Genomic DNA, 19,835 nt, shown 5'->3' on the forward strand with positions numbered 1-19,835 from the left:
CTGTTTGACACGTTATGAAACAGGTGGAAGGCCGGACAGTCGCGCTGACGGGTGGTCAGAACCCGAACGTGAGGACCGCTGACCCGCGCCCCTCGCGCAAGGCGTCCAGTGCGAGCCGCTCGTGAGCGGGCAGGTTGAGCGGTAGATCGTCGAGGCGAAACCACGACAGTTCTGCGCACTTGATTGGTTCTCGGATCAGTGGTTCGCCACCCCAGACGTCGCAGACGAAGAACCAGTCGACGCGCTGTTCCATCGGGTTCGCTGTGCCATCGGTTCTCTGCATGACAGCCACGGCCGATAGCGCCTCAGGTGCCACCTGGACGCCAAGTTCTTCTCTCGCCTCGCGGATTGCGGCAGACGCCGCAGTTTCACCAAACTCCACATGGCCGGCGGCACCCGCTGACCAACAGTCGTCCATGTAGCCGGTGTTCTGCCGTCGTTGCAACAGGACTGATTGATCGCGGCGCAGGAAGACATACGACGCGGGAATAACGGAGAAGTGGCTCATGGTCGTCAAACCCTATGCCGCTGAGCGGAGATCAACATGCTCGCCCGTAGACGATTCCGGGTATCACTTGGTTCGAGCCGCGATCGACCATCACGGACGACAGCGGACGTGCACCGTATGTCCTGATGTCCCGCAGCACCGATCTCGAATCTGCGTCGGGGTCGCGGAGTTCCTCGCGTCGATAAGCTCACCCCATGGGCGTTCTCGGCATCGGCGGGTTGTTCTTCCGCAGTCATGACCCGTCGGCGCGCGCGGCGTGGTACCGCGAGCATCTCGGCATCGAAGCCGGCGCAGAGGGCGAAGACGCCGTCTGGATGCAGGAGGCCGGCATGACCGTCTTCGCGCCTGTTGCGGGGACGAGCGAGTCGTTCGCTCACGACCAGCCCTTCATGCTCAACCTTCGCGTGAGCGACTTGGACGCCCTGACGGCGCATCTCGAGGGAGCCGGGATCGCCGTCGAGCGTCGAACTGAGTGGGAGACGGAATACGGCCGATTCGTCCGCATCCACGACCCCGAGGGACTCCCGATCGAACTCTGGGAAGTCCCCGAATAGCCGCCTCGTCTACCTCACCCCCCGCGAATGCGCTCCCATATCCGCGGCGACGAGCGCCTAGCTGCCGCTGACGACGCTCACGGCCTGGAGGCCCACCACCACGGCGTTGATCGGCACGGCGATGATGAGCACGACGACTGCGCCGATGACGGCGACGATCGAGTGCCGAGGCGTCCGCTTGTGGACCCGCGCCTGCAGGATGAGCACGACGATGGGCGAACCGATCGCGATCGCGGCGCCGAGCATGAACCCGCCGAGCAAGCCGCCGTCGCTCAGCCGGTCCTCGGGTGGCCCGAACCCGCCCTGCAGGGCGAAGGACAGCTGGACGAGCCAGCTCACCACCAGCAGCCCGAACAGGAGCAGCGTGATGCCGACGCCGGACGCTCGTCCGGTGACCGGTCCGTCCTGGTCGGCTGCTCCAGGGTCGGCGGCTGACACGGATCCAGCGGCCGACGCGGCAGGCTCCCTGGCTGAGCTCGGCCCTGACAGCGGTTCGGCCGGCGGCCGCAGTCCGTCGCCAGCGCTCGGTTCATCGCTCACGACGTGCCCCCCCCGTCCCTTCGATCAGACGCCGGCGTGCCGGCATCCTCATCAGCCTATTCGTCACGTCGTGAGCGCCGCCCGCACCCGCGCGGCCAGCAGGGGAACCGTCTCCTCCTGGAACCAGGGGTTCTTGCTGCGCCAGCCGCGCGCGAGCGGCGACGGGTGCACGATCGGGAAGAGCGGGAGGTGGGTCTCCGCGGCACGGACGTTCTCCGTCAGGGTGCGACCGGCCCGCGGTCCGAGGTAGGCGCGCTGGGCGTAGGCGCCGATGAGGATCGTCAGGCGCACCTCGGTCAGCTGCTCGAGCAGGCGTGGATGCCAGCGCGGCGCGAAGTCGCGGCGCGGCGGCAGGTCGCCGCTCGCCCCCTTGCCCGGGAAGTAGAAGTCCATCGGGATGATCGCGACGTTCGCCGGGTCGTAGAACTCCTCGGGCGTCACACCCATCCAGGAGCGGAGGAGGACGCCGCTCGGGTCGTTCCACGGGATGCCCGACTCCTGCGCCAGACGACCAGGCGCCTGACTGATGATGAGCACGCGGGCCTCCGGAGAGGCGACGAAGAGCGGTTTCCAGCCGAGCTCGTGGGCCCAAGCGTTCGACTCGTGCGCGGCGACCTCGGCTCGGAGTCGATCGATCGGATGCATCCCTGCAGTCTCCCACCCGCCGCGCAATACAGTGAGGGGATGGACGACGACCAGCGGCGACGGCGACTCATCCCCGAGCCGGTGGACCGGTTCGCGACCGGCGAGGAGTACCCCGAGTACCGCGTCGACCTCGAGCGCATCCGGTTCTCCCCCTACTTCGCGCGGTTGTCCGCCGTGACGCAGGTCGTCTCGCCCTCCGGCGTCGGTCAGGTCGTCCACAACCGCCTCACGCACTCGATCAAGGTGACCGCTGTCGCGCGCGCGATCGCCATGCAGCTCACCACGACCGATCCCGAGCAGAACGCCATCGTCGAGCGACTCGGCGGCTGCGACCCGGTCGTGGTGCAGGCCGCCGCCTCCGCCCACGACCTCGGCCACCCACCGTTCGGCCACCTCGGTGAGCAGGTCCTCGACCGCCTGGCACGTGAGCGGCTCGGCCTCGCGGAGGGCTTCGAGGGCAACGCGCAGTCGTTCCGCATCCTCTCCGCACTCGACGTGTGCGAGACGGTGAAGGAGGGCCTCAACCTCACGGCCGCTTCCCGCGCCGCAGTGCTCAAGTACCCCTGGGGCCGCACCATCCACCGCCCCGACCTCGACCCGGCAGACCCCACCCGCATGCCTCGCGGGTCAACCGCCAGCCGCTGGGAGACCGCGCCGCCGAAGTTCTCCGCGTACACCCTCGATCTCGACGACATGCTCGACGCCCGCAGCGCGTTCACCGCGATCGCGCCCTGGCAGCAGACCGTCGAGTGCTCCGTGATGGACGTCGCCGACGACATCGCCTACTCGCTGCACGACCTCGACGACTTCTACCGCGCCGGCGTCCTGCAGCAGGCGGCGGTCGCGGTCGAGTTCCGCACCTTCCTCCGCGACCAGCACACCCTCGCCGCGCTCGACGCCGACGAACTCTGGAACCGCGCACCCGGCCACTCGCTCGAGCTGTTGCGCCGGCGGATCGTCTCACGCGACCCGTGGATCGCCAGCGATGAGCACTTCCGGGCGTCGGTCCAGCGGGTCGCGACCGAGCTCGTCGAAGGACTTCTCGCCGTCCCCTTCGACGGCTCGAGCCGAACCGAACGCGCCATCGAGTCGTTCGTGTCGTCCTGGATCGGTCGGCTCCAGCGCTCCGTCCTCGTCGTCGAGGAGCCGAACGTGCGCTCCGGGCACGTGTCACTCCTGCCCGAGGCCTGGCACGACGTCACGGTGCTGAAGTTCGTCCACACCCGGTTCGTCATCGACCGGCCGGACTTCGCCACCTACCAGCGAGGCCAGTCCCGGGTGCTCGACGTGCTCGTCACCGAACTGGACAGCTGGCTCGACGACCCCCGCGACGGCCCGCGTGCGCCGCAGAAGCTCCTCGACTTCGTCGAACTCGCCACCGACGGCTACTTCCGACTCCGGGCGGACAACCCCGACTGGCTCCCGGCAGACCCCGAGTCCGACAGTGGCCGCCCGCAGAGCGACCCACGCGCCCTGGGGCGCCTCGGTCGGGCGCGTGGCATCCTCGACTACGTCGCCTCGCTGACCGACGAACAGGCGACGGCGCTCGCCGCCAGACTGCGCGGAGACCGCGAGGCATGGGCCTTCGGCAGCTGAGTGCAGCCTGAACGCCGACCCGGTTCCGAGCAATACCCGACGCATTTCGGATAGGTCAGAGCGGGGGATTGCTAGAAGATCTAGCGTTAGCAACGGCGCCGGGAACCAGCCCGGCACCGAAACAGAACGGATGGCGCGCCTCATGGGAAACCTCCTCTACGGAACCCCTCCGACCCCGCACGAGATCGAAGACCGACTGCTCGCACACCTGCAGACGGTCATCTTCACGAAGTTCCGCCGCAACGAGAGCTTCGCCTTCCACCTCGAAGCCGTTCCCGGCCGCGGGACCGGACGTCAGTCGCTCTGGCTGAACCCGATGATCCCCCTCCAGTTCTCGTTCTACGGCAGCCGTGCCCCCGAGCTCAACCGTGAGTGGTTGGCCGCGCTCCTCGAGCAGGCCAACAGTGCCAAGGGCATGCGCGTCGTCCCCGAGCCGGCAGCCGGCGCCGCGAAGCGCGTCGAGTCCGCAGCGTAGATCCGAACGGTCGGCGACAACTGACCGACCATCGTCTCGACGCGCTCCGGCCGTCGGACGTCTCTGAAACACCAGTTGGGGGTGCCACCGTGACCACCGGACTCCAGGGCGCGCCCGACTTCCTCGACCTGGACGACGCACGCGCCTCCCGTCGTTCCCTCGACCGCACGGACATCGTGTTCCAGACCTCGCACGCCAGCTTGGACGCGGAGGGCGGGCTGTCCCTCAGTCGGACGTCCCTCAGCCTCGGCGTCGACGGCGACACCGTCCGGGTTCCGGCGAATCACATCGTCGCCTGGTCGCTCCGTGCCGAAGGCGGCCTCATCGTGGTGACCGTCTGGTCCGAGCGCCCGACCGCCGTCCACGAGACCACGGTCCTCCCGCGGTTCGCCCGCATGGCGTCGTCCGCGCTCACCGAGGTCCTGGGTGCGGAACACGGCTTCCTGCAAGGGACCGCCTGACATCGAGTGGTCTGCTCGGGCCGGAAACGACCCGCTACGGGATGACAGCCGGGCTCCGCCGTGAGATTCTATGAGCGATGAGCGAAGAGACGGGACCCGCGGAGCGGTCCGAGGTCGCAGGCCGCGACGTCGATGAGGCTCGCGATCTGTTCGCCGGCGCGTACAACGCCGGCTCGATGATCATCGAACCCACCGAATCGGCGTTCACCTTCCGGTACACCGCGATCGGCGACGACGAGCTGACCCTGCGCGCCACCCAGTTCACCGGACGCGTCACCGGGACGGTGCTCACGGAAGGCGAATACATCGTCTCCTGGCTGACGGCGGGCAGTGGGGCCACCGATCTCGCCGGCGCGCCGATGCAGCTCGTGCACGGGCAGCCGGCGATGTTCGCGAACAACCGGCTCGCCGAGTTCGACTTCACGGACTACCGGCAGAACCTCATGCACTTCGACGGGACGTTCCTCGAGCGGGTGGCCGGCGAGGTGGAGGGTACGAGCGGCCCGATCCTCTTCGACACGACAGCCCGACCGACCGGTGAGCAGCTCCGCCGGTGGGCCGCTTCGGTGACCTCCGTCGCCAGGGTCATCTACGACGACACCAGTCCGGCCGTCCTCCGCGCCGAGGCGAACCGGTCGGCGGCGATCGCGCTCCTCGAGACGTTCCCGCACACGGCCCTGCACGCGCCGGTGGAGATCGGCCTGCCGGACGCCGGGAAGACCCGCGCGGCCATCGAGTTCATGATCGCCAACGCGCACCTCCCGATCCGCACGGAGGACGTTGCCGAAGCGGTCGGCATGAGCCAGCGCAGCCTCCAGAGCGCGTTCCGTCGGGAGCACGACATCACCGCGATCGACTACCTGCGACGGGTCAGGCTCGACCGGGTGCAAGAGGAACTGCAGAAGGCCGACCCCGGGCTGGCCACGGTCGCGGAGGTCGCCAGCCGGTGGGGGTTCGCGCACCTCGGGCGGTTCTCCGCCTCGTACACCAACCGCTTCGGCGAGTATCCGAGCACGACGCTCGGTTCCTAGCCGCCGGCCGTTCGGCTCAGAAGTCGCCGAACTCGTCGTACTCGTCGAGACCCGACAGCTTCTCCGTCTCGATGGCGGGAACGATCTCCAGCGCCCGGTTCGCGAAGGATTCCACGGTCACCTGCAGGCCCGGGCTGACCAGGACGTCCAGGTTGCGATCTGCGGAGAGCGGGACGTGGACGAAGCGACCACCGGCTTGGACGGCGGACTCGATCTCGCTCATCAGTGCCGAGATGTCGACACCCGACTCGATGTCGTACGAAACGCGGCCGATGGCGATGCTGTACTGCATGACCATCACCTCCGGGATCGGGTTGTTGCTGCAAGCGTATGGAACGTGCCTGTGGATCACGGTGGGTTGACCAAGGTCGCCACACGTGCAGGGGGTGTCGCCTCAGTCTCCCTCCTGCGCGGCGAAACTGCGGCGACACCCGCTATCGCGCGCGGTCGACGCGGGTCTCCTCCCAGACGGGCTCGTCGGAGGCCTGCACCCGGCCGTCGGAGCCGAAGACGAGGAAGCGGTCGAAGCCGCGCGCGAACCAGCGGTCGTGGGTGACCGCGATCACCGTGCCCTCGAAACCCGCCAGACCCTGCTCGAGCGCCTCCGCCGAGACGAGGTCGAGGTTGTCGGTCGGCTCGTCGAGCAGGAGCAGCGTGGCGCCGGAGAGTTCGAGCAGGAGGACCTGCAGGCGCGCCTGCTGTCCGCCCGACAGGGATTCGAACGGCTGCTCGGCCGCGCCCGCCAGACCGTAGCGGTCGAGCACGCGGCTGGCGGCCTCGCGGGGGAGCCCCGACCGGTGTTCGTCGCCGCGGTGCAGGATGTCGAGCAGGGTCCGGCCGACGAGTTCGGGGTGCCGGTGCGACTGTGCGAACCACCCCGGCTGCACGCGCGCGCCGAGCTTGGCGTCGCCGTCGTGCTCGACCGGGACGAGCGCGTCGCCCGCTGCGGCGAGGTGTCCGGCGCCCGGATCGGGATCCGTCCCACCGCCGGCGAGCAGCCGGAGGAAGTGCGACTTGCCCGATCCGTTCGAACCGAGGACGCCGATGCGCTCGCCGAACCAGATCTCCGCGTCGAACGGCTGCATGAGGCCGGTCAGTTCCAGCCCCGTGCAGACGATCGCGCGGCGGCCCGTGCGTGCGCCGCGGAGGCGCATCGTGACCTGCTGGTCCTTCGGTCGCTCCTCAGGTGGACCGGCCTCCTCGAACTTGGCGAGTCGGGTCTGCGCGGCGCGGTAACGGGAGGCCATGGAGTCGTTGAACTTGGCCTGCTCGCGCAGACGCAGCACGAGTGCGCGCAGCTTCACGCGGTCCTCGTCCCAGCGCCGGCGGAGTTCGTCGAGTCGGTCGAGGCGGGCGTCCCGGGCCTCGTGGTAGCTGCGGAAGCTCGCGCCATGGGTCCACGTCGTACTGCCGGCCGCGCCGACCTCGAGCGTGATGATGCGGGTCGCCGCCTGTGCCAGGAGCTCGCGGTCGTGCGAGACGAGGAGGACCGTCTTCCGGGTCTCGGCGAGCATCCCCTCGAGCCAGCGCTTCGTCGGGACGTCGAGCGAGTTGTCGGGCTCGTCGAGGAGGAGGACCTGCTCAGGGCCGCGGAACAGGGCCTCCAGGACGAGCCGCTTCTGCTCGCCGCCCGACAGCGTTCCAAGCGTCCGCCACTGCGCGCGGTCGTAGGGCACCCCGAGTGCCGCCTCGCAGCAGCTGTCCCAGAGCACCTCCTGGTCGTACCCGCCGGCGTCGGCGTACTCGGCGAGCGTCGTCGCGTAGGCCATCTGGGTCGCCTCGACGTCGTCCTCCATGAGGGCGAGCTCGGCGCGGTCGACCGCCTCTGCCGCGGCACGGACCCGCGGAGGCGCGACCTGGACGAGGAGGTCACGGACCGTCCGGTCATCGTCACCGCGACCGACGAACTGGTCCATCACGCCGAGGCCGCCGTCGATGGAGACGACCCCGGAGTCGGGCTGGAGCTCGCCGCGGATGATCCGCAGCAGCGTCGTCTTGCCGGCGCCGTTCGCTCCGATGAGCGCGGCGATCGCCCCTTCGCCGACGCGGAACGAGACCTCGTCCAGCAGGGTCCGTCCGTCGCTCAGCGTGTAGCTGAGGTCGCTGACGTCGATGTAGCCCATGGTGCGCACTCCCCAGGGAGCCGATCGCTCCCGAACGGGCCCGCGCTGGTTCGCGCCGGGCCGCCCACCGCCTGGCGAGCCGACCAGTTTAGCCGCGCCGGTCCGGCCGCGCGCAACCGCGGCTGCGCACAACTCCCGGTCACTGAGCTTGCCCTTTCACTGAGCCTGACCCCTTTCACTGAGCCCCCACTCCGGTCACTGAGCCCCCACTCCGGTCACTGAGCTTGTCGAAGTGCCCCGACCGCCCTTCGACAAGCTCAGGGACCGGAGGAGGTCAGCTCAGGGACCGGAGGAGGTCAGCTCAGGGACCGGAGAGTCGCGCGGCTCAGGCGAGCGAGGCCGCGATGTCACCGATCCACGTGCGCACCGACGCGTCGTGCTCGTCGAACCAGTCGCCCTCGTAGCCACGCGGGACGCCTTCGACCACCATGACGAGCGCGAGGTACAGGGACCACAGCCGCGCGCGAATTCGGGCGTCCTCATCGGGCAGGAGCTCGCGGCCGGACGTCTCGCGGTAGGCGCGGAGGAGTTCCGAGTCGGCGGCGACCGTCTCCGGCACGTCGGTGAAGAGCGCCAGGGAGACGAGGTCGGCGGTGGGGTCGGCCCAGTGCGCGCGCTCATGGTCGATGACGCCGGTCAGTTGGGCGGCCTCCGCCCCGTGTTCGGGCATGACGAGGAGGTTGCCCTCCCAGAGGTCGAAGTGGACGAGCGTCGGCTCCGTCACGCTGTCGAAGGCCGGCAGCGCGGTGTCGATCAGGTGTCGGATCTCGTCCGCCGCGACCGGAAGGTCGACCTCGAACCGCAGGGCATCGGCGAGGACGGCCTCCACGACGAGCCGGTAGGCGTCCGCGGCACTGGCCGCCTGAAGCTCCGGGCGGAAGGGGTAGCCGAATCGGTTCCCCTCGGCGAGGCCGGTCGCCGAATTGATGGACGCGGCCTCCGCCGGGATGTCGACGTCGTCTGGTTCCACGTGGAACGGCGTGCGACCCGCCTCGTGCAGGCGGGCGAGCGTGCGGCCGAGGACGTCGCGGGCGAGGGGGACGGTCTCGGTGCTGTTCGCCGGTCGGCCGGTGAGCTCGGTCATCACGAGGGCGTCGCGTCCGTCGAGCGTCGCCTCGAAGACGATCTCCGGCTGCGGCACCTCCGCACGGCCGAGGATGCGGAGCGCGAGCGCCTCGGCCGCCATGAGGGACCGCTCGTAGGTGAGGCCGGCCGCGTCCGCGGGGGAGAGCTTCACGATGACGCGCTCGCCGCCGTCGAGTTCGACCGCTGCGACCTCGTTCGCCGTGCCCGCTCCGAGCATCGTGATGGTCGGGCTGCCGGGCTGCATCGCCGGTCGCTCGGCCGCCCAGTGCTCGGCGACCGCGATCATGGTGTCACTGGGGCGAGGGGTTCGGCTCATCCGCCCACGGTAGCGCGCCCTTCGCCCTCCGCTCGCCGCTCGCCGCTGGCCCGCTCGCCGACTGCCCCTACCCCGGTCACCGAGCGCCCTACCCCGGTCACCGAGCCCCCCGCCCCGTTGCCGAGCCTCCCATCCGGTCACCGAGCTTGTCGAGGTGCGAAGCCCAGAGCGTTCACAACTCCTGCTGGAGTCGCGCGCGGCTCACACGCGGCGCGGGACCTCCTGGCGGGCGGCGTCGGTGGGCTCATCCTGCAGGAGTTGTGGACGACGACGGGAGCGCTTCGCGGCGGTGGACGCACCGATGATGACGATCAGGCCGAGCAGGGTGATGGCCGCACCGGCCCAGATCGGCGAGGTGTAGCCGAGACCGGCGGTGATCGTGACGCCGCCGAGCCAGGCGCCGAGCGCGTTGCCGAGGTTGAACGCGGCGATGTTCGCTCCCGAGGCGAGCGTGGGAGCGGCCGACGCGTACCGCATGACCCGCATCTGCAACGCGGGGACGGTCGCGAATCCGAAGCCGCCCATGAGGACGAGGGCGATCACGGTGGCGACGGGCGACTGTGCGGTCGCGGCGAAGGCGACCAGGATCACGGTCAGCACCGCGATGACGACGATGAGCGTCCGGTCGATGTTCCGGTCGGCCGCCTTGCCACCCACGATGTTGCCGACCAGGAGCCCGACGCCGAAGAGGATGAGGAGCCACGGCACCGTGGTCGAGGCGAAGCCGCTGACCTCCGTGAGTGTGTACGCGATGTAGGTGAACGCACCGAACATGCCGCCGTAGCCGAGGACCGTGACAGCGATCGAGAGCCAGACCTGGCCGGAGCGGAACGCGCGCAGCTCGGCGAGGAGCGATGCCGGGGCGTCGTCACGCTTCGGCTTCGGCACGAGTGCCAGGATGCCGACGAAGGCGACGACCCCGATCACCGTGATGGCCCAGAAGGTCGAGCGCCAGCCGAAGTGCTGGCCGAGCAGCGTGCCGAACGGGACGCCGAGCACGTTCGCCGCGGTGAGGCCGGTGAACATGACCGCGATCGCGCCGGCCTGTTTGTGGGCGGGGACCATCGCCGCCGCCAGGACCGAGCCGATACCGAAGAACGCTCCGTGGCTGAGGGCGGCGAGGATGCGGCCGGCGAGCATGATCTGGTAGTCGCCGGCGAGTGCGGAGACGAGGTTGCCGACGATGAAGAGCACCATCAGGGCCAGCAGGACGGGCTTCTTCGGCAGTCGGGTGACCGCCGCGGTGAGGGCGAGCGCCCCGACGACGACGGCCAGGGCGTAGCCGGAGATGAGCCAACCGGCTGCGGCCTCCGAGACGCCGAAGTCGGCCGCCACCTCGGGCAACAGCCCCATGATGACGAACTCCGTGAGGCCGATGCCGAAGCCGCCGAGGGCGAGGGCGATGAGACCGAGTGGCATGACGATTCCTGCGATTCCTGGGGGTCGTGGGGAGAGTGCTGGTGGCCTGCAGCCGGGGCGCGTACGCTGATAGTTGCAGACGCGCGATAGATATCGTTGCACGCGCTAGGTAATAGCGCAAGCAACTATGTGCGTCTGCAATCAATTGATCGATGTTCGAACCGAGGAGTCCCGATGGGCATCGCCGACGACGCTGTTGAGATCCGCGCGCAGGGGTGGCGGACGCTCGCCGCCCTCTACGGATCGATCGAGTCCGATCTGGAACGCGCGCTGCAGACCGAGGCCCGGCTCTCCGTGGTCGAGTACACCGTGCTCGACGCCCTGGGGCGCCAGGACGGCTGGCACATGCGCATGCAGCAGCTCGCCCGCGCGACGGCCCTGTCGCCGAGCGCGACCACCCGGCTCGTCAACCGCCTCGAGGACCGCGCGCTCCTCACCCGCGTGCTGTGCGCCGACGATCGCCGAGGGGTCTACACCGAGCTCACGGCGGCCGGGAAGGCGCTGCTCGAGGAGGCCCGACCGGTGCACGATCGCGCCCTCGAGGAGTCGCTCACCACCGCGGAGTCGCTCCCGGAACTCGCACCGCTCGTGGAGGCGATCCACCGGCTGGAGCCCGTCGCCACCATCGCTTGACCCGTTCGCAATTCAGGATGCCCCCGGCGTGTCCGTGCTGCGGCGCGGCGGAGCCGGCGGGACACGCGGGGGCGTCCTGAATTGTGAACACGGCGTCGGTGGGTGATGCCAAGCTGAGTCGTCCGACTCGAGGGAGCACGATGAGCGCCGCAGCACCGAACACCCGTGTCACCGCGCTCGTCGCGCCAGGGTCCGGCAGGGTGCTGGGCGCCTATCTCGGTGCCGCGCTCATCTGGGGTGCCAGCTTCCTCTTCATGAAGACCGGCCTGACCGGGCTCGCTCCGGCGCAGGTCGCCCTGTCCCGCGTGGTGCTCGGCGCCTTGACGCTCTGCATCATCATGCTCGTCACCCGACGCCGCTGGCCGCGAGAGCGTCGGCTCTGGGCGCACCTCGCCGTCGTCTCCGTCTTCCTCTGCGTCGCCCCGTTCCTCCTGTTCTCCTGGGCGGGACAGTTCCTGCCGTCCGGCCTGTCGAGCATCCTTAACGCGACCACGCCGATCATGACGCTCGCCGTCGGCGCCGTGTTCCTCCCGAAGGAACGGCTGAACGGCCTGCAGGTGTTCGGCATCTTCGTCGGCGCCCTCGGCGTCGCGATCGTCGTCGGCCCCTGGCGCGTCCTGGCCGACCCGGCGATCCTCGAGTCCATCCCGGCTCAGCTCGCCTGCCTCGGCGCGACCCTCTGCTACGGCATCGCCTTCGTCTACCTCCGGAAGTTCGTCCTCGGCACCCACAGCTACGACGCGGTCGTCATCTCCGCCGTGGAGATCTCGCTCGCCGCGGTCATCATGCTCGTGCTCTCGCCGTTCATCGCGATGCAGCCGGTGTCGCTCGACGCCCCGGTCGTCCTCAGCATGCTCGCCCTCGGAGCACTCGGTACCGGCGTCGCCTACATCTGGATGACGACGATCGTCGACTCCTGGGGCCCGACGGCGGCGTCCACCGTCACGTACCTCACGCCCCTGGTCGGTGTCGTCCTCGGCATCCTCGTGCTCGGTGAGATCCTGCACTGGAACGAGCCGGTCGGCGGCGTGATCGTCGTGCTCGGCATCCTCGTGAGCCAGGGCCGGCTCCGGCTCCGGCGGCGCACGCCCCCACTCTCGGCATAGGGTGGCTGGACGGCCGCGCGCTGACGGTCGCGGCCCTTCCCACGGAACGAGGTTTCACATGCGCATCGCATCCGGGCAGTTCTCCGCCGGAACGGACATCGACGAGAACCTCGCCAGCGTGGTCGCCCTGCTCGGTGAGGCCGCGGCGGGTGGCGCCGAACTGCTCGTGCTGCCGGAGATGAGCAGCTACGCCACCTCGGAGCCGCCGAGCGCGCTCGCCGCGATCGCCCAACCACTCGACGGACCCTTCATCACTGGCGTCGCCGCCGCAGCCGCCGCGCGCTCCCTCCCGACGGTCGTCGGCACCATCGAGGAGAACCCCGACGGGTTGCCCTACAACACGCTCGTGGCGATCGACGCCGAGGGGGACATCACCGCGACGTACCGGAAGGTGCACCTCTACGACGCCTTCGGGTACGCGGAGAGCGACGGCATCTCGGCCGGCGAGCTCACCGAACCGTTCGTCCTCGAGCTCGGCGACCTCCGCATCGGTGCCTTCACCTGCTACGACCTCCGCTTCCCGGAGAGCGCGCGGCGTCTCATCGACGCCGGCGCCAACGTCATCCTGCTGCCCGCGATGTGGATCGTCGGCCCCGGCAAGGAGGACGCCTGGACGACCCTCGTGCGCGCCCGGGCCATCGAGAACACCGCCTACGTCGTGAGCGCCAACCAGACCGGCCCGCTCGCCACCGGGAACTCGATCATCGTCGACCCGGCCGGCGTCGTCATCGCCGCCGCCGGCGAGGCGCCCGGGGTGGTCTTCGCCGAGCTCGATCCGGCGCGACTCGACGCCGTCCGTGCGCGGGTGCCCTCGCTCGCCAACCGCCGGTTCACCGTGGTCCCGCGGACCGCCGAATGAGCGTGGGCGAGCGCGTGAGCGACCCGGTCGGTCTCTCGGAGGTCGTCTCCATCACGCGCGACCTCATCCGGATCGACACCTCGAACTACGGCGGCGGGCGTGCCGTCGGCGAGTCCCGCGCGGCCGACCTCGTCGAACGCCTGCTCGGTGAGGTCGGGATCGTGTGCGAGCGCTTCGAGGCCGAGCCTGGCAGGACGAACCTCGTGGCACGGTGGCCAGGTCGTGACCGCACCCTGCCCGGCCTCCTGCTGCACGGGCACCTCGACGTCGTCCCGGTCGACGCGGCAGCATGGACGGTCGACCCGTTCGGTGGCGAGATCGCCGACGGCATGCTGTGGGGCCGCGGTGCCGTCGACATGAAGAACATGGTGGCGATGATCGTCGCGTCGGTCCGGCGCATGGTGACGGCGGGGGAGCAGCCCGAGCGAGACGTCGTCCTGGCGTTCTTCGCCGATGAGGAGGCCGGGTGCGTCCTCGGCTCGCAGTGGATGGTGGAGCACCACCCGGAGCAGTTCGCCGGCGTCCGCGACGCGATCAGCGAGGGCGGCGGGTACAGCGTCACCCTCGGCGAACGAGCCGACACCCGCGCCTACCTGCTCAACACCGGCGAGAAGGGCGTGCTCTGGTTGCGACTGACCGCCCACGGTGCCGCCGGTCACGCCTCGCTCGCGAGCCAGGATTCGGCGATCGTCAAGCTCGCCGCCGCGGTCGGCCGGATCGGCGCGCTCGACTGGCCGGTGTCGTTCACCGAGACCACGACGCACCTGTTCCAGCGGCTGCGTGAACTGACCGGAGCGTCCTCCGAGCTGTCGCCGTTCGAACTCGCCGCCCTCGTCGGCCCGAGTGCGTCGCGGCTGCGCGCCGGCCTGCAGAACGTGGCGAACGTCACCATGATCTCCGGCGGGTACAAGGAGAACGTGATCCCCGAGTCCGCGACCGCGACGGTCGACGCCCGGTTCCTGCCCGGCCAGCGGGACGAGGTCATCGCGCGCATCCGCGAGGCGGCAGGCGAGGGGGTCGACGTCGAGGTCCAGCTGGAACTCATCGCGATGGAGTCGCCGAACGACGGTGAGCTCGTCTCGGTGATCGAAGCGGTCATCGAGCGGCACGATCCCGGTGCGACCGTGCTCCCGCACCTCATCCCCGGCGGCACCGACGCGAAGGCGCTCAGCCGGCTCGGCATCACGGGGTACGGGTTCATCCCGCTCAGGTTGCCGGCGGACTTCGACTTCCCCGGGATGTTCCACGGCGTCGACGAACGTGTGCCACTCGACGCGCTCGACTTCGGCTGCGCGGTGCTCACGGACATCATCCGCTCCGTCTGACGGGCAGAGGACCGGGGGCCGACCGGTGTTCGGGTTCGCCGATCGGCCACCCGGAGACGGGTGGCACGGTGTTCAGGCGAGCTCGGGGTCCGCGAGTCTCGGCGGTACTAGCGTGCGGGTGGTGCAGGCGGCACGGGCGTCGGTGCCGTCGCGAACGGGCCGGAGAGCCTCGCCCACTGCAGCAACATGATGGTCTTCGCGTCGATGATGTCGTCGCCGATGCGCGCGATCGCGTCGTCGATGTCGAGTTCGAGGAGTTCGATCTCCTCGCCCTCCTCGGCGAGCCCGCCCCAGTCGCCGCGACGCGCAGCGGGGTCGTACTCGGCCGCGTAGAAGTGCAGGCGCTCGGTCACGGAGCCGGGGCTCATGAAGGCGTCGAACACATGCTGGACGGCCTCGACCGCGAACCCGGTCTCCTCGCGGGCCTCACGGGCGACCGCCGTCTCAGGATCGTCGTCGTCGAGCAGGCCGGCGGCGGTCTCGATGAGCTCGCCGGTCGGGTGTCCGTTGACGTACGCCGGGTAGCGGAACTGCCTGGTGAGCAGGACCTTCCGGGAGTCACCGTGGTAGAGCAGGATGGTCGCGCCGTTGCCGCGGTCGTAGGTCTCGCGCTGCTGCGTCGACCATGCGCCTGAGCGGTCCTGGACCCGCAGCGTCGTCCGGCGGAGGACGTGCCAGGCGGCGGCGACCAGTTCCACGTCGGTCACCTGGACGCGCGGGTTGCCGGTGAGGTCGAGACCGGTCCGGTGCAGGCCGGTGCGCCCGCGGGCGTCGGGGAGGTCTCCTCCGGGTTGCGGCTCCCGGACCGTCGTGGAATCGGCCATCCATCGAGTGTACGACCGCCCGCGAACGGCATACCAGCGGGGTGTCCCGTGTGCGCCGCTCGGGTGAGCCCTGCTGTGCGCTGCGTCCGATGGTGAATGACGACTACTCTTCGGTTTTCGCGGGTTCTGCAACATACTGGTGGGAGCACCGGTCGCGGTCCACGGAGGACCCCCGTCGAAAGGCACTCGATGACGAGCAGCAGTCCCGCCACCAGCGGCCCCGCCACCAGCGGAGGCACCACGCCTTCAGCGCGGTCGGTCACCTGGGTCGTGACCACCCAGGACGCACCCTGGCAGGAGCAGGAGCCGCTCGGGTTCGGACGACTCGCGGGGATGCCGAACGTCATGGTCGACGTGATGAACCCCCGGCAGACCGTCGACGGCATCGGCGGGTGCTTCAACGAACTCGGCTGGACGGCGCCCGGGCTCCTCTCTGAGGAGGACCGCGAGGGCATCCTTGCCGACCTCTTCACGCCGGGCGCTGGACTGAACCTCTCGCTCTGCCGCATGCCCGTCGGCGCCAACGACTTCTCCACCGACTGGTACTCCTACGACGAGGTCGACGGCGACTTCGACCTCGAGCACTTCAGCATCGACCACGACCGCGCGACGCTCGTCCCCTTCATCCAGGCGGCGCAGCGGTACCGGGGCGACCTGCGTCTCTGGGCGTCGCCGTGGAGCCCGCCCACCTGGATGAAGACGAACGGGCACTACGCGGCTGCACGCCCCTGGGCGGGGTCGGACGTCGACAACGGCATCCGCGACGACCAGCTGGGCTCAGAGGGGACCGATCTGTTCACCCTCGAAGACCGCTACCTCGAGACCTACGCCCGGTACTTCGCCCGCTTCGTCGAGGCCTACGGCGAGGAGGGCATCCGCGTCGAGATGGTCATGCCGCAGAACGAGTTCAATTCGGCGCAGGTGTTCCCGAGCTGCGTGTGGACGGCCGAGGGGCTCGCGCGGTTCATCGCCGTCCTCGGCCCGGAGATGGACCGTCTCGGAGTGCGGGTCTTCCTCGGCACGCAGGAGCGGCCTCACGACGCGCAGATCGAGACCGTGCTCCGGGATCCGGCGGCCGGCCCGTGGGTCGCCGGAGTCGGATTCCAGTGGGCAGGCAAGGGAGCGATCGCCGCCGTGCATCACGCCCACCCCGACCTCGCGCTCTACCAGACCGAGCAGGAGTGCGGCGACGGACGGAACGACTGGCGTTTCGTGCGGCACACCTGGGGACTCATGCGCCACTTCTTCATGAACGGCGCGCAGGCCTACACGTACTGGAACCTCGCGCTCACCGAGGGCGGGGTCAGCCGCTGGGGCTGGGCGCAGAACTCGCTCGTCGTGGTGGATCCCGAGACCCGGACCTTCCGTTACACGCACGAGTACTTCCTCATGCGGCACCTGGGGCACTTCCTGCAGCCGGGGGCACAGCGGCTCGCGACGATGAGCTGGACCGGGCACGAGAACCTGCTCGCCTTCCGCAACCCGGACGGCGGCGTCGTGCTCGTGATGCAGAACGACCTCGGCGAACCGCTCCCCGTGCAGATCGTGGTGGGCGACGACGTCATCACGCCGACCCTGCCGTCAGACTCCTTCGCGACGCTCGTCATCCCACCCGCCTGACCGTCGGTGCCGGAGCCACCCCTTGTGGGCGGTCGCCTCTGCGGCCTAGCCTCTCGCGTACCGGCACCGGCGACGGAGGACACATGGGCAGGCTCATCTACTCGGCGATCAGCTCGCTCGACGGCTACCTCGCCGATGAGGAGGGCCACTTCGACTGGAGCGCACCGGACGCCGAGGTGCACGCCTTCGTGAACGAGCTCTCCCGGCCGATCGGCACCTACCTGTTCGGCCGACGCATGTACGAGATCATGACGTTCTGGGAGACGGCGGACGAGCTGCCGGACGAGCCCCGCGAGATCGCGGACTTCGCGGCTCTGTGGCTCGCTGCCGACAAGGTCGTGTACTCGACGTCGCTCGACGCGGTCTCGACGGCCCGGACGACGCTCGAGCGATCGTTCGATCCGGAGGCCGTGCGCCGGTGGAAGGCGGAATCGGACCGCGACCTCAGCGTCGGCGGCCCACACCTCGCAGCCGAGGCGATCGCCGCGGGGCTCGTCGACGAGGTGCAGTTGTTCCTCTCGCCGGTGATCGTCGGCGGCGGCTTGCGTGCACTGCCGGCCAACCTCCGGCGGCGTCTGGAACTCGTCGACGAGCGTCGCTTCGAGGCCGGCGTCGTCCACCTCCGCTACACCGTCACCGGCGAGCCCGTCTGAGTCGGCAGCGCGGCCAGCTCGCCCCGCGCACAACTCCTGCTCCTCCGAGGCGGTGATCCCCGCCCGCGCGCACAACTCCTGCTTGGAGCCGTGCGGCTCACCCGACACGCCGGGGCGTGCGGCGACGCGGCGCGATCAGCAGGAGTTGCGCACGGGCGGGGATCGGCGCCGAGCGTCAAGCAGGAGTTTCGGACGGATCAGACGGCCTCGAGGATGATCGCGGAGCCCTGGCCGCCGCCACCGCAGATGCCGGCTGCACCGATCGAACCTGAGCCGGCGGCGGCGAGGCGCCGGGCGAGGTGCCCGACGATCCGGGTGCCGGAGGCGCCGATCGGGTGACCCAGGGCGATCGCGCCGCCGTTCGCGTTGACGATCGCAGGATCGACCCCCAGTTCGTCGGTCGAGTGGACCGACACGGCGGCGAACGCCTCGTTGATCTCGACCGCTGCGAGGTCGCCCGTCGTGTGGGAGGTCTTCGCGAGGGCGGCGACGATCGCGTTCGACGGCTGGGCGTGCAGGCTCACATCGGGTCCGGCGACGAGCGCGTGCGCGACGACCCGGGCGATCGGGGTGAGTCCCCGGGCTGCAGCCGCCTCCTCGCTCATGAGCACGACCGCGGCCGCTCCGTCGGTGATCTGGGAGGAGTTGCCCGCGGTGATCGTCCCCTCGCCGCCGAACGCGGGACGCAGCCCGGCCAGCGACTCGGCGGTGGTGTCGGCGCGGAGTCCGTCATCGGCGCTCACGACCGTCGGACCCTTGCGCCCCGGCACGGAGAAGGGTTCGATCTCCTCGGCCTGGACGTCCGCCGCTGCCGCGAGCCGCTGGTGCGAGCCGGCCGCCCAAGCGTCCTGCTCCGGGCGTGCGATGCCGAGTGAGCCGTTGCGCTCCTCGGTGGACGACCCCATCGACCGGTGCTCGAATGCATCGGTCAGCCCGTCGTGATCGAGGGTGTCGACCAGCTCGATGGCGCCGTAGCGCTTGCCGGCGCGCGAGCCCGACCAGGCGTGCGGGGCGAGGCTCATCGACTCCTGGCCGAGCGCGACGACGACGTCGACCTCGCCGGCGTCGATGAGACGCGTGCCGGTGACGATCGCCTCCATGCCGGAGAGGCACACGGCGTTGACGGTGATGGCGGGGACGGTGAAGGGGATGTCGGCCCCGACGGCGGACTGCCGGGCGGGGTTCTGGCCGGCCGCGCCCTGCAGCACCTGGCCGGCGATGACCTGCTGCACGTCGGCGGCGTCGACTCCTGCCCGGGACAGGGCCGCGCGGATGGCGTGGGCGCCGAGCTCGGTGGCCGGCACGGACGCGAACGCCCCGTTGAACTTCACGAACGGGGTGCGGGCGTACCCGACGATGACGGTGCTCATGCGTGTGCCTCCTGAGGCGTGGCGGGTGCGGTCGGCACCTCGCCGGTGGTGGTGGGGTCGAGTTCGACGGAGAACTCCGCGCCCGTCAGGGTGCGCAGTTCACCGACGCTCGTGTCGGGCGCGAACGCCCGCAGGACGAGCGCCCCCCCGACGATATCGAAGACGGCGCGGTCGCTGATGATCCGGTCGACGACACCGACGCCGGTGAGCGGGAGATCGCACTGTTCGACGATCTTCGGGCTGCCGTCCTTCGCGACGTGCTCGGTGACGACCACCACCCGCGGCGTCCCGGCGACCAGGTCCATCGCGCCGCCCATGCCCTTGACGAGCTTGCCGGGGATCGTCCAGTTCGCGAGGTCGCCCGCACCCGAGACCTGGAGCGCGCCGAGGATGGCCAGCTGCACGTGACCGCCGCGGATCATGCCGAACGAGGTCGCCGAGTCGAAGTAGCTCCCGCCGTCGAGGAGCGTGACCGTCTGTTTGCCGGCATTGATGAGGTCGGCGTCCTCCTCACCGTCGATCGGGAACGGACCCATGCCGAGGAGGCCGTTCTCGCTCTGCAGCGTGACGTGGACCCCCGGCGGGACGTGGTTCGCGACGAGCGTGGGGATGCCGATGCCGAGGTTCACGTACTCGCCGTCGCGGAGTTCGGTCGCCGCGATCGCGGCCATGTCGTCTCTCGTCCACATGA

The 19,835-nt window shown here is 70.0% G+C and carries 21 protein-coding genes; 11 read left to right on the forward strand and 10 right to left on the reverse strand.

All coding sequences use genetic code 11. The annotated features are described in order from the left end of the window. Positions 1-55 precede the first annotated feature (55 nt). On the reverse strand, positions 56-508 hold the full coding sequence (locus tag EAO79_RS04120) for an NUDIX domain-containing protein (protein ID WP_124767890.1): 453 nt from the start codon (positions 506-508) through the stop codon (positions 56-58). A 194-nt stretch (positions 509-702) separates the two neighbouring features. On the opposite strand from EAO79_RS04120, the gene EAO79_RS04125 reads away from it, so the two are divergent. Beyond that, the gene (locus tag EAO79_RS04125; protein ID WP_124767891.1) at positions 703-1,062 is read left to right on the forward strand and encodes a VOC family protein; all 360 of its coding nucleotides are present in this window, start codon (positions 703-705) and stop codon (positions 1,060-1,062) included. Between the two features lie 57 nt (positions 1,063-1,119). On the opposite strand, the gene EAO79_RS04130 is transcribed toward EAO79_RS04125, so the two are convergent. Together EAO79_RS04130 and EAO79_RS04135 are read right to left on the reverse strand one after the other, a co-directional pair. Further along, positions 1,120-1,500 carry a hypothetical protein gene (locus tag EAO79_RS04130; protein WP_124767892.1) on the reverse strand — a complete coding sequence of 127 codons (381 nt, stop codon included), beginning with the start codon at positions 1,498-1,500 and terminating at the stop codon, positions 1,120-1,122. Between the two features lie 165 nt (positions 1,501-1,665). Beyond that, on the reverse strand, positions 1,666-2,247 hold the full coding sequence (locus tag EAO79_RS04135) for a uracil-DNA glycosylase family protein (RefSeq protein WP_124767893.1): 582 nt from the start codon (positions 2,245-2,247) through the stop codon (positions 1,666-1,668). Between the two features lie 39 nt (positions 2,248-2,286). Between EAO79_RS04135 and EAO79_RS04140 the strand changes: the two genes are divergently transcribed. The 4 genes from EAO79_RS04140 to EAO79_RS04155 all read left to right on the forward strand — a co-directional run bounded on the left by EAO79_RS04140 (position 2,287) and on the right by EAO79_RS04155 (position 5,810). After that, positions 2,287-3,843: a deoxyguanosinetriphosphate triphosphohydrolase family protein gene (locus tag EAO79_RS04140; RefSeq protein WP_124767894.1), complete on the forward strand. Its 1,557-nt coding sequence runs from the start codon at positions 2,287-2,289 to the stop codon at positions 3,841-3,843. Between the two features lie 142 nt (positions 3,844-3,985). Further along, positions 3,986-4,318, forward strand: coding sequence for a hypothetical protein (locus EAO79_RS04145; RefSeq protein ID WP_079706140.1), 333 nt, complete (start codon positions 3,986-3,988; stop codon positions 4,316-4,318). An 89-nt stretch (positions 4,319-4,407) separates the two neighbouring features. After that, positions 4,408-4,779, forward strand: coding sequence for a hypothetical protein (locus EAO79_RS04150; RefSeq protein WP_124767895.1), 372 nt, complete (start codon positions 4,408-4,410; stop codon positions 4,777-4,779). A gap of 77 nt (positions 4,780-4,856) precedes the next feature. Further along, positions 4,857-5,810 (forward strand): helix-turn-helix transcriptional regulator, encoded by a 954-nt coding sequence (locus EAO79_RS04155; protein WP_124767896.1) that lies wholly within the window; start codon positions 4,857-4,859, stop codon positions 5,808-5,810. 16 nt (positions 5,811-5,826) lie between these two features. Here the strand turns inward: EAO79_RS04155 and EAO79_RS04160 are convergent, their stop codons facing one another. From EAO79_RS04160 to EAO79_RS04175, 4 genes are all read right to left on the reverse strand, one after another. After that, entirely contained in the window at positions 5,827-6,102 is a 276-nt protein-coding gene (locus EAO79_RS04160; protein WP_124767897.1) for a hypothetical protein, read from the reverse strand. A gap of 142 nt (positions 6,103-6,244) precedes the next feature. Then, complete coding sequence (locus EAO79_RS04165; protein WP_124767898.1) at positions 6,245-7,933, reverse strand: ABC-F family ATP-binding cassette domain-containing protein; 1,689 nt, start codon at positions 7,931-7,933, stop codon at positions 6,245-6,247. A 325-nt stretch (positions 7,934-8,258) separates the two neighbouring features. After that, positions 8,259-9,335, reverse strand: coding sequence for a phosphotransferase family protein (locus EAO79_RS04170; protein WP_124767899.1), 1,077 nt, complete (start codon positions 9,333-9,335; stop codon positions 8,259-8,261). 201 nt (positions 9,336-9,536) lie between these two features. Further along, entirely contained in the window at positions 9,537-10,754 is a 1,218-nt protein-coding gene (locus tag EAO79_RS04175; RefSeq protein ID WP_124767900.1) for an MFS transporter, read from the reverse strand. A 174-nt stretch (positions 10,755-10,928) separates the two neighbouring features. Between EAO79_RS04175 and EAO79_RS04180 the strand changes: the two genes are divergently transcribed. The 4 genes from EAO79_RS04180 (at position 10,929) to EAO79_RS04195 (ending at position 14,677) form a co-directional block, all read left to right on the forward strand. Then, positions 10,929-11,387 (forward strand): MarR family winged helix-turn-helix transcriptional regulator, encoded by a 459-nt coding sequence (locus EAO79_RS04180; RefSeq protein WP_124767901.1) that lies wholly within the window; start codon positions 10,929-10,931, stop codon positions 11,385-11,387. A gap of 140 nt (positions 11,388-11,527) precedes the next feature. Then, positions 11,528-12,493 (forward strand): DMT family transporter, encoded by a 966-nt coding sequence (locus tag EAO79_RS04185; protein WP_124767902.1) that lies wholly within the window; start codon positions 11,528-11,530, stop codon positions 12,491-12,493. 58 nt (positions 12,494-12,551) lie between these two features. Next, on the forward strand, positions 12,552-13,352 hold the full coding sequence (locus EAO79_RS04190) for a carbon-nitrogen hydrolase family protein (protein ID WP_079704410.1): 801 nt from the start codon (positions 12,552-12,554) through the stop codon (positions 13,350-13,352). After that, entirely contained in the window at positions 13,349-14,677 is a 1,329-nt protein-coding gene (locus EAO79_RS04195) for a M20/M25/M40 family metallo-hydrolase (protein WP_124767903.1), read from the forward strand. The genes EAO79_RS04190 and EAO79_RS04195 overlap by 4 nt, the downstream gene beginning before the upstream one ends. Before the next feature lie 107 nt (positions 14,678-14,784). Here the strand turns inward: EAO79_RS04195 and EAO79_RS04200 are convergent, their stop codons facing one another. Beyond that, positions 14,785-15,501 carry an NUDIX domain-containing protein gene (locus tag EAO79_RS04200; RefSeq protein WP_124767904.1) on the reverse strand — a complete coding sequence of 239 codons (717 nt, stop codon included), beginning with the start codon at positions 15,499-15,501 and terminating at the stop codon, positions 14,785-14,787. A 189-nt stretch (positions 15,502-15,690) separates the two neighbouring features. On the opposite strand from EAO79_RS04200, the gene EAO79_RS04205 reads away from it, so the two are divergent. Together EAO79_RS04205 and EAO79_RS04210 are read left to right on the forward strand one after the other, a co-directional pair. Beyond that, entirely contained in the window at positions 15,691-17,121 is a 1,431-nt protein-coding gene (locus tag EAO79_RS04205; RefSeq protein ID WP_124767905.1) for a glycoside hydrolase family 30 beta sandwich domain-containing protein, read from the forward strand. Between the two features lie 83 nt (positions 17,122-17,204). Continuing rightward, on the forward strand, positions 17,205-17,774 hold the full coding sequence (locus tag EAO79_RS04210; RefSeq protein ID WP_124767906.1) for a dihydrofolate reductase family protein: 570 nt from the start codon (positions 17,205-17,207) through the stop codon (positions 17,772-17,774). A gap of 197 nt (positions 17,775-17,971) precedes the next feature. Here EAO79_RS04210 and EAO79_RS04215 read toward each other — a convergent pair whose 3' ends face one another. Beyond that, positions 17,972-19,144, reverse strand: a complete 1,173-nt coding sequence (locus EAO79_RS04215) for an acetyl-CoA C-acyltransferase (protein ID WP_079704415.1) — start codon at positions 19,142-19,144, stop codon at positions 17,972-17,974. Continuing rightward, on the reverse strand, positions 19,141-19,833 hold the full coding sequence (locus EAO79_RS04220; protein WP_124767907.1) for a 3-oxoacid CoA-transferase subunit B: 693 nt from the start codon (positions 19,831-19,833) through the stop codon (positions 19,141-19,143). Before EAO79_RS04220 ends, EAO79_RS04215 begins: the two co-directional genes overlap by 4 nt. Positions 19,834-19,835 lie beyond the last annotated feature (2 nt).

The sequence above is a fragment of the Plantibacter sp. PA-3-X8 genome, assembly GCF_003856975.1.
GTDB classification, from domain to species: domain Bacteria; phylum Actinomycetota; class Actinomycetes; order Actinomycetales; family Microbacteriaceae; genus Plantibacter; species Plantibacter auratus.

Coding starts and splice junctions, on each gene's coding strand:
- EAO79_RS04180 (WP_124767901.1), top strand. CDS start 10,929: ATGGGCATCGCCGACGACGCTGTTGAGATCCGCGCGCAGGGGTGGCGG.
- EAO79_RS04210 (WP_124767906.1), top strand. CDS start 17,205: ATGGGCAGGCTCATCTACTCGGCGATCAGCTCGCTCGACGGCTACCTC.
- EAO79_RS04200 (WP_124767904.1), bottom strand. CDS start 15,501: ATGGCCGATTCCACGACGGTCCGGGAGCCGCAACCCGGAGGAGACCTC.
- EAO79_RS04170 (WP_124767899.1), bottom strand. CDS start 9,335: ATGAGCCGAACCCCTCGCCCCAGTGACACCATGATCGCGGTCGCCGAG.
- EAO79_RS04145 (WP_079706140.1), top strand. CDS start 3,986: ATGGGAAACCTCCTCTACGGAACCCCTCCGACCCCGCACGAGATCGAA.
- EAO79_RS04220 (WP_124767907.1), bottom strand. CDS start 19,833: ATGTGGACGAGAGACGACATGGCCGCGATCGCGGCGACCGAACTCCGC.
- EAO79_RS04155 (WP_124767896.1), top strand. CDS start 4,857: ATGAGCGAAGAGACGGGACCCGCGGAGCGGTCCGAGGTCGCAGGCCGC.
- EAO79_RS04125 (WP_124767891.1), top strand. CDS start 703: ATGGGCGTTCTCGGCATCGGCGGGTTGTTCTTCCGCAGTCATGACCCG.
- EAO79_RS04190 (WP_079704410.1), top strand. CDS start 12,552: ATGCGCATCGCATCCGGGCAGTTCTCCGCCGGAACGGACATCGACGAG.
- EAO79_RS04160 (WP_124767897.1), bottom strand. CDS start 6,102: ATGCAGTACAGCATCGCCATCGGCCGCGTTTCGTACGACATCGAGTCG.
- EAO79_RS04120 (WP_124767890.1), bottom strand. CDS start 508: ATGAGCCACTTCTCCGTTATTCCCGCGTCGTATGTCTTCCTGCGCCGC.
- EAO79_RS04205 (WP_124767905.1), top strand. CDS start 15,691: ATGACGAGCAGCAGTCCCGCCACCAGCGGCCCCGCCACCAGCGGAGGC.
- EAO79_RS04195 (WP_124767903.1), top strand. CDS start 13,349: ATGAGCGTGGGCGAGCGCGTGAGCGACCCGGTCGGTCTCTCGGAGGTC.
- EAO79_RS04185 (WP_124767902.1), top strand. CDS start 11,528: ATGAGCGCCGCAGCACCGAACACCCGTGTCACCGCGCTCGTCGCGCCA.
- EAO79_RS04215 (WP_079704415.1), bottom strand. CDS start 19,144: ATGAGCACCGTCATCGTCGGGTACGCCCGCACCCCGTTCGTGAAGTTC.
- EAO79_RS04140 (WP_124767894.1), top strand. CDS start 2,287: ATGGACGACGACCAGCGGCGACGGCGACTCATCCCCGAGCCGGTGGAC.
- EAO79_RS04135 (WP_124767893.1), bottom strand. CDS start 2,247: ATGCATCCGATCGATCGACTCCGAGCCGAGGTCGCCGCGCACGAGTCG.
- EAO79_RS04175 (WP_124767900.1), bottom strand. CDS start 10,754: ATGCCACTCGGTCTCATCGCCCTCGCCCTCGGCGGCTTCGGCATCGGC.
- EAO79_RS04165 (WP_124767898.1), bottom strand. CDS start 7,933: ATGGGCTACATCGACGTCAGCGACCTCAGCTACACGCTGAGCGACGGA.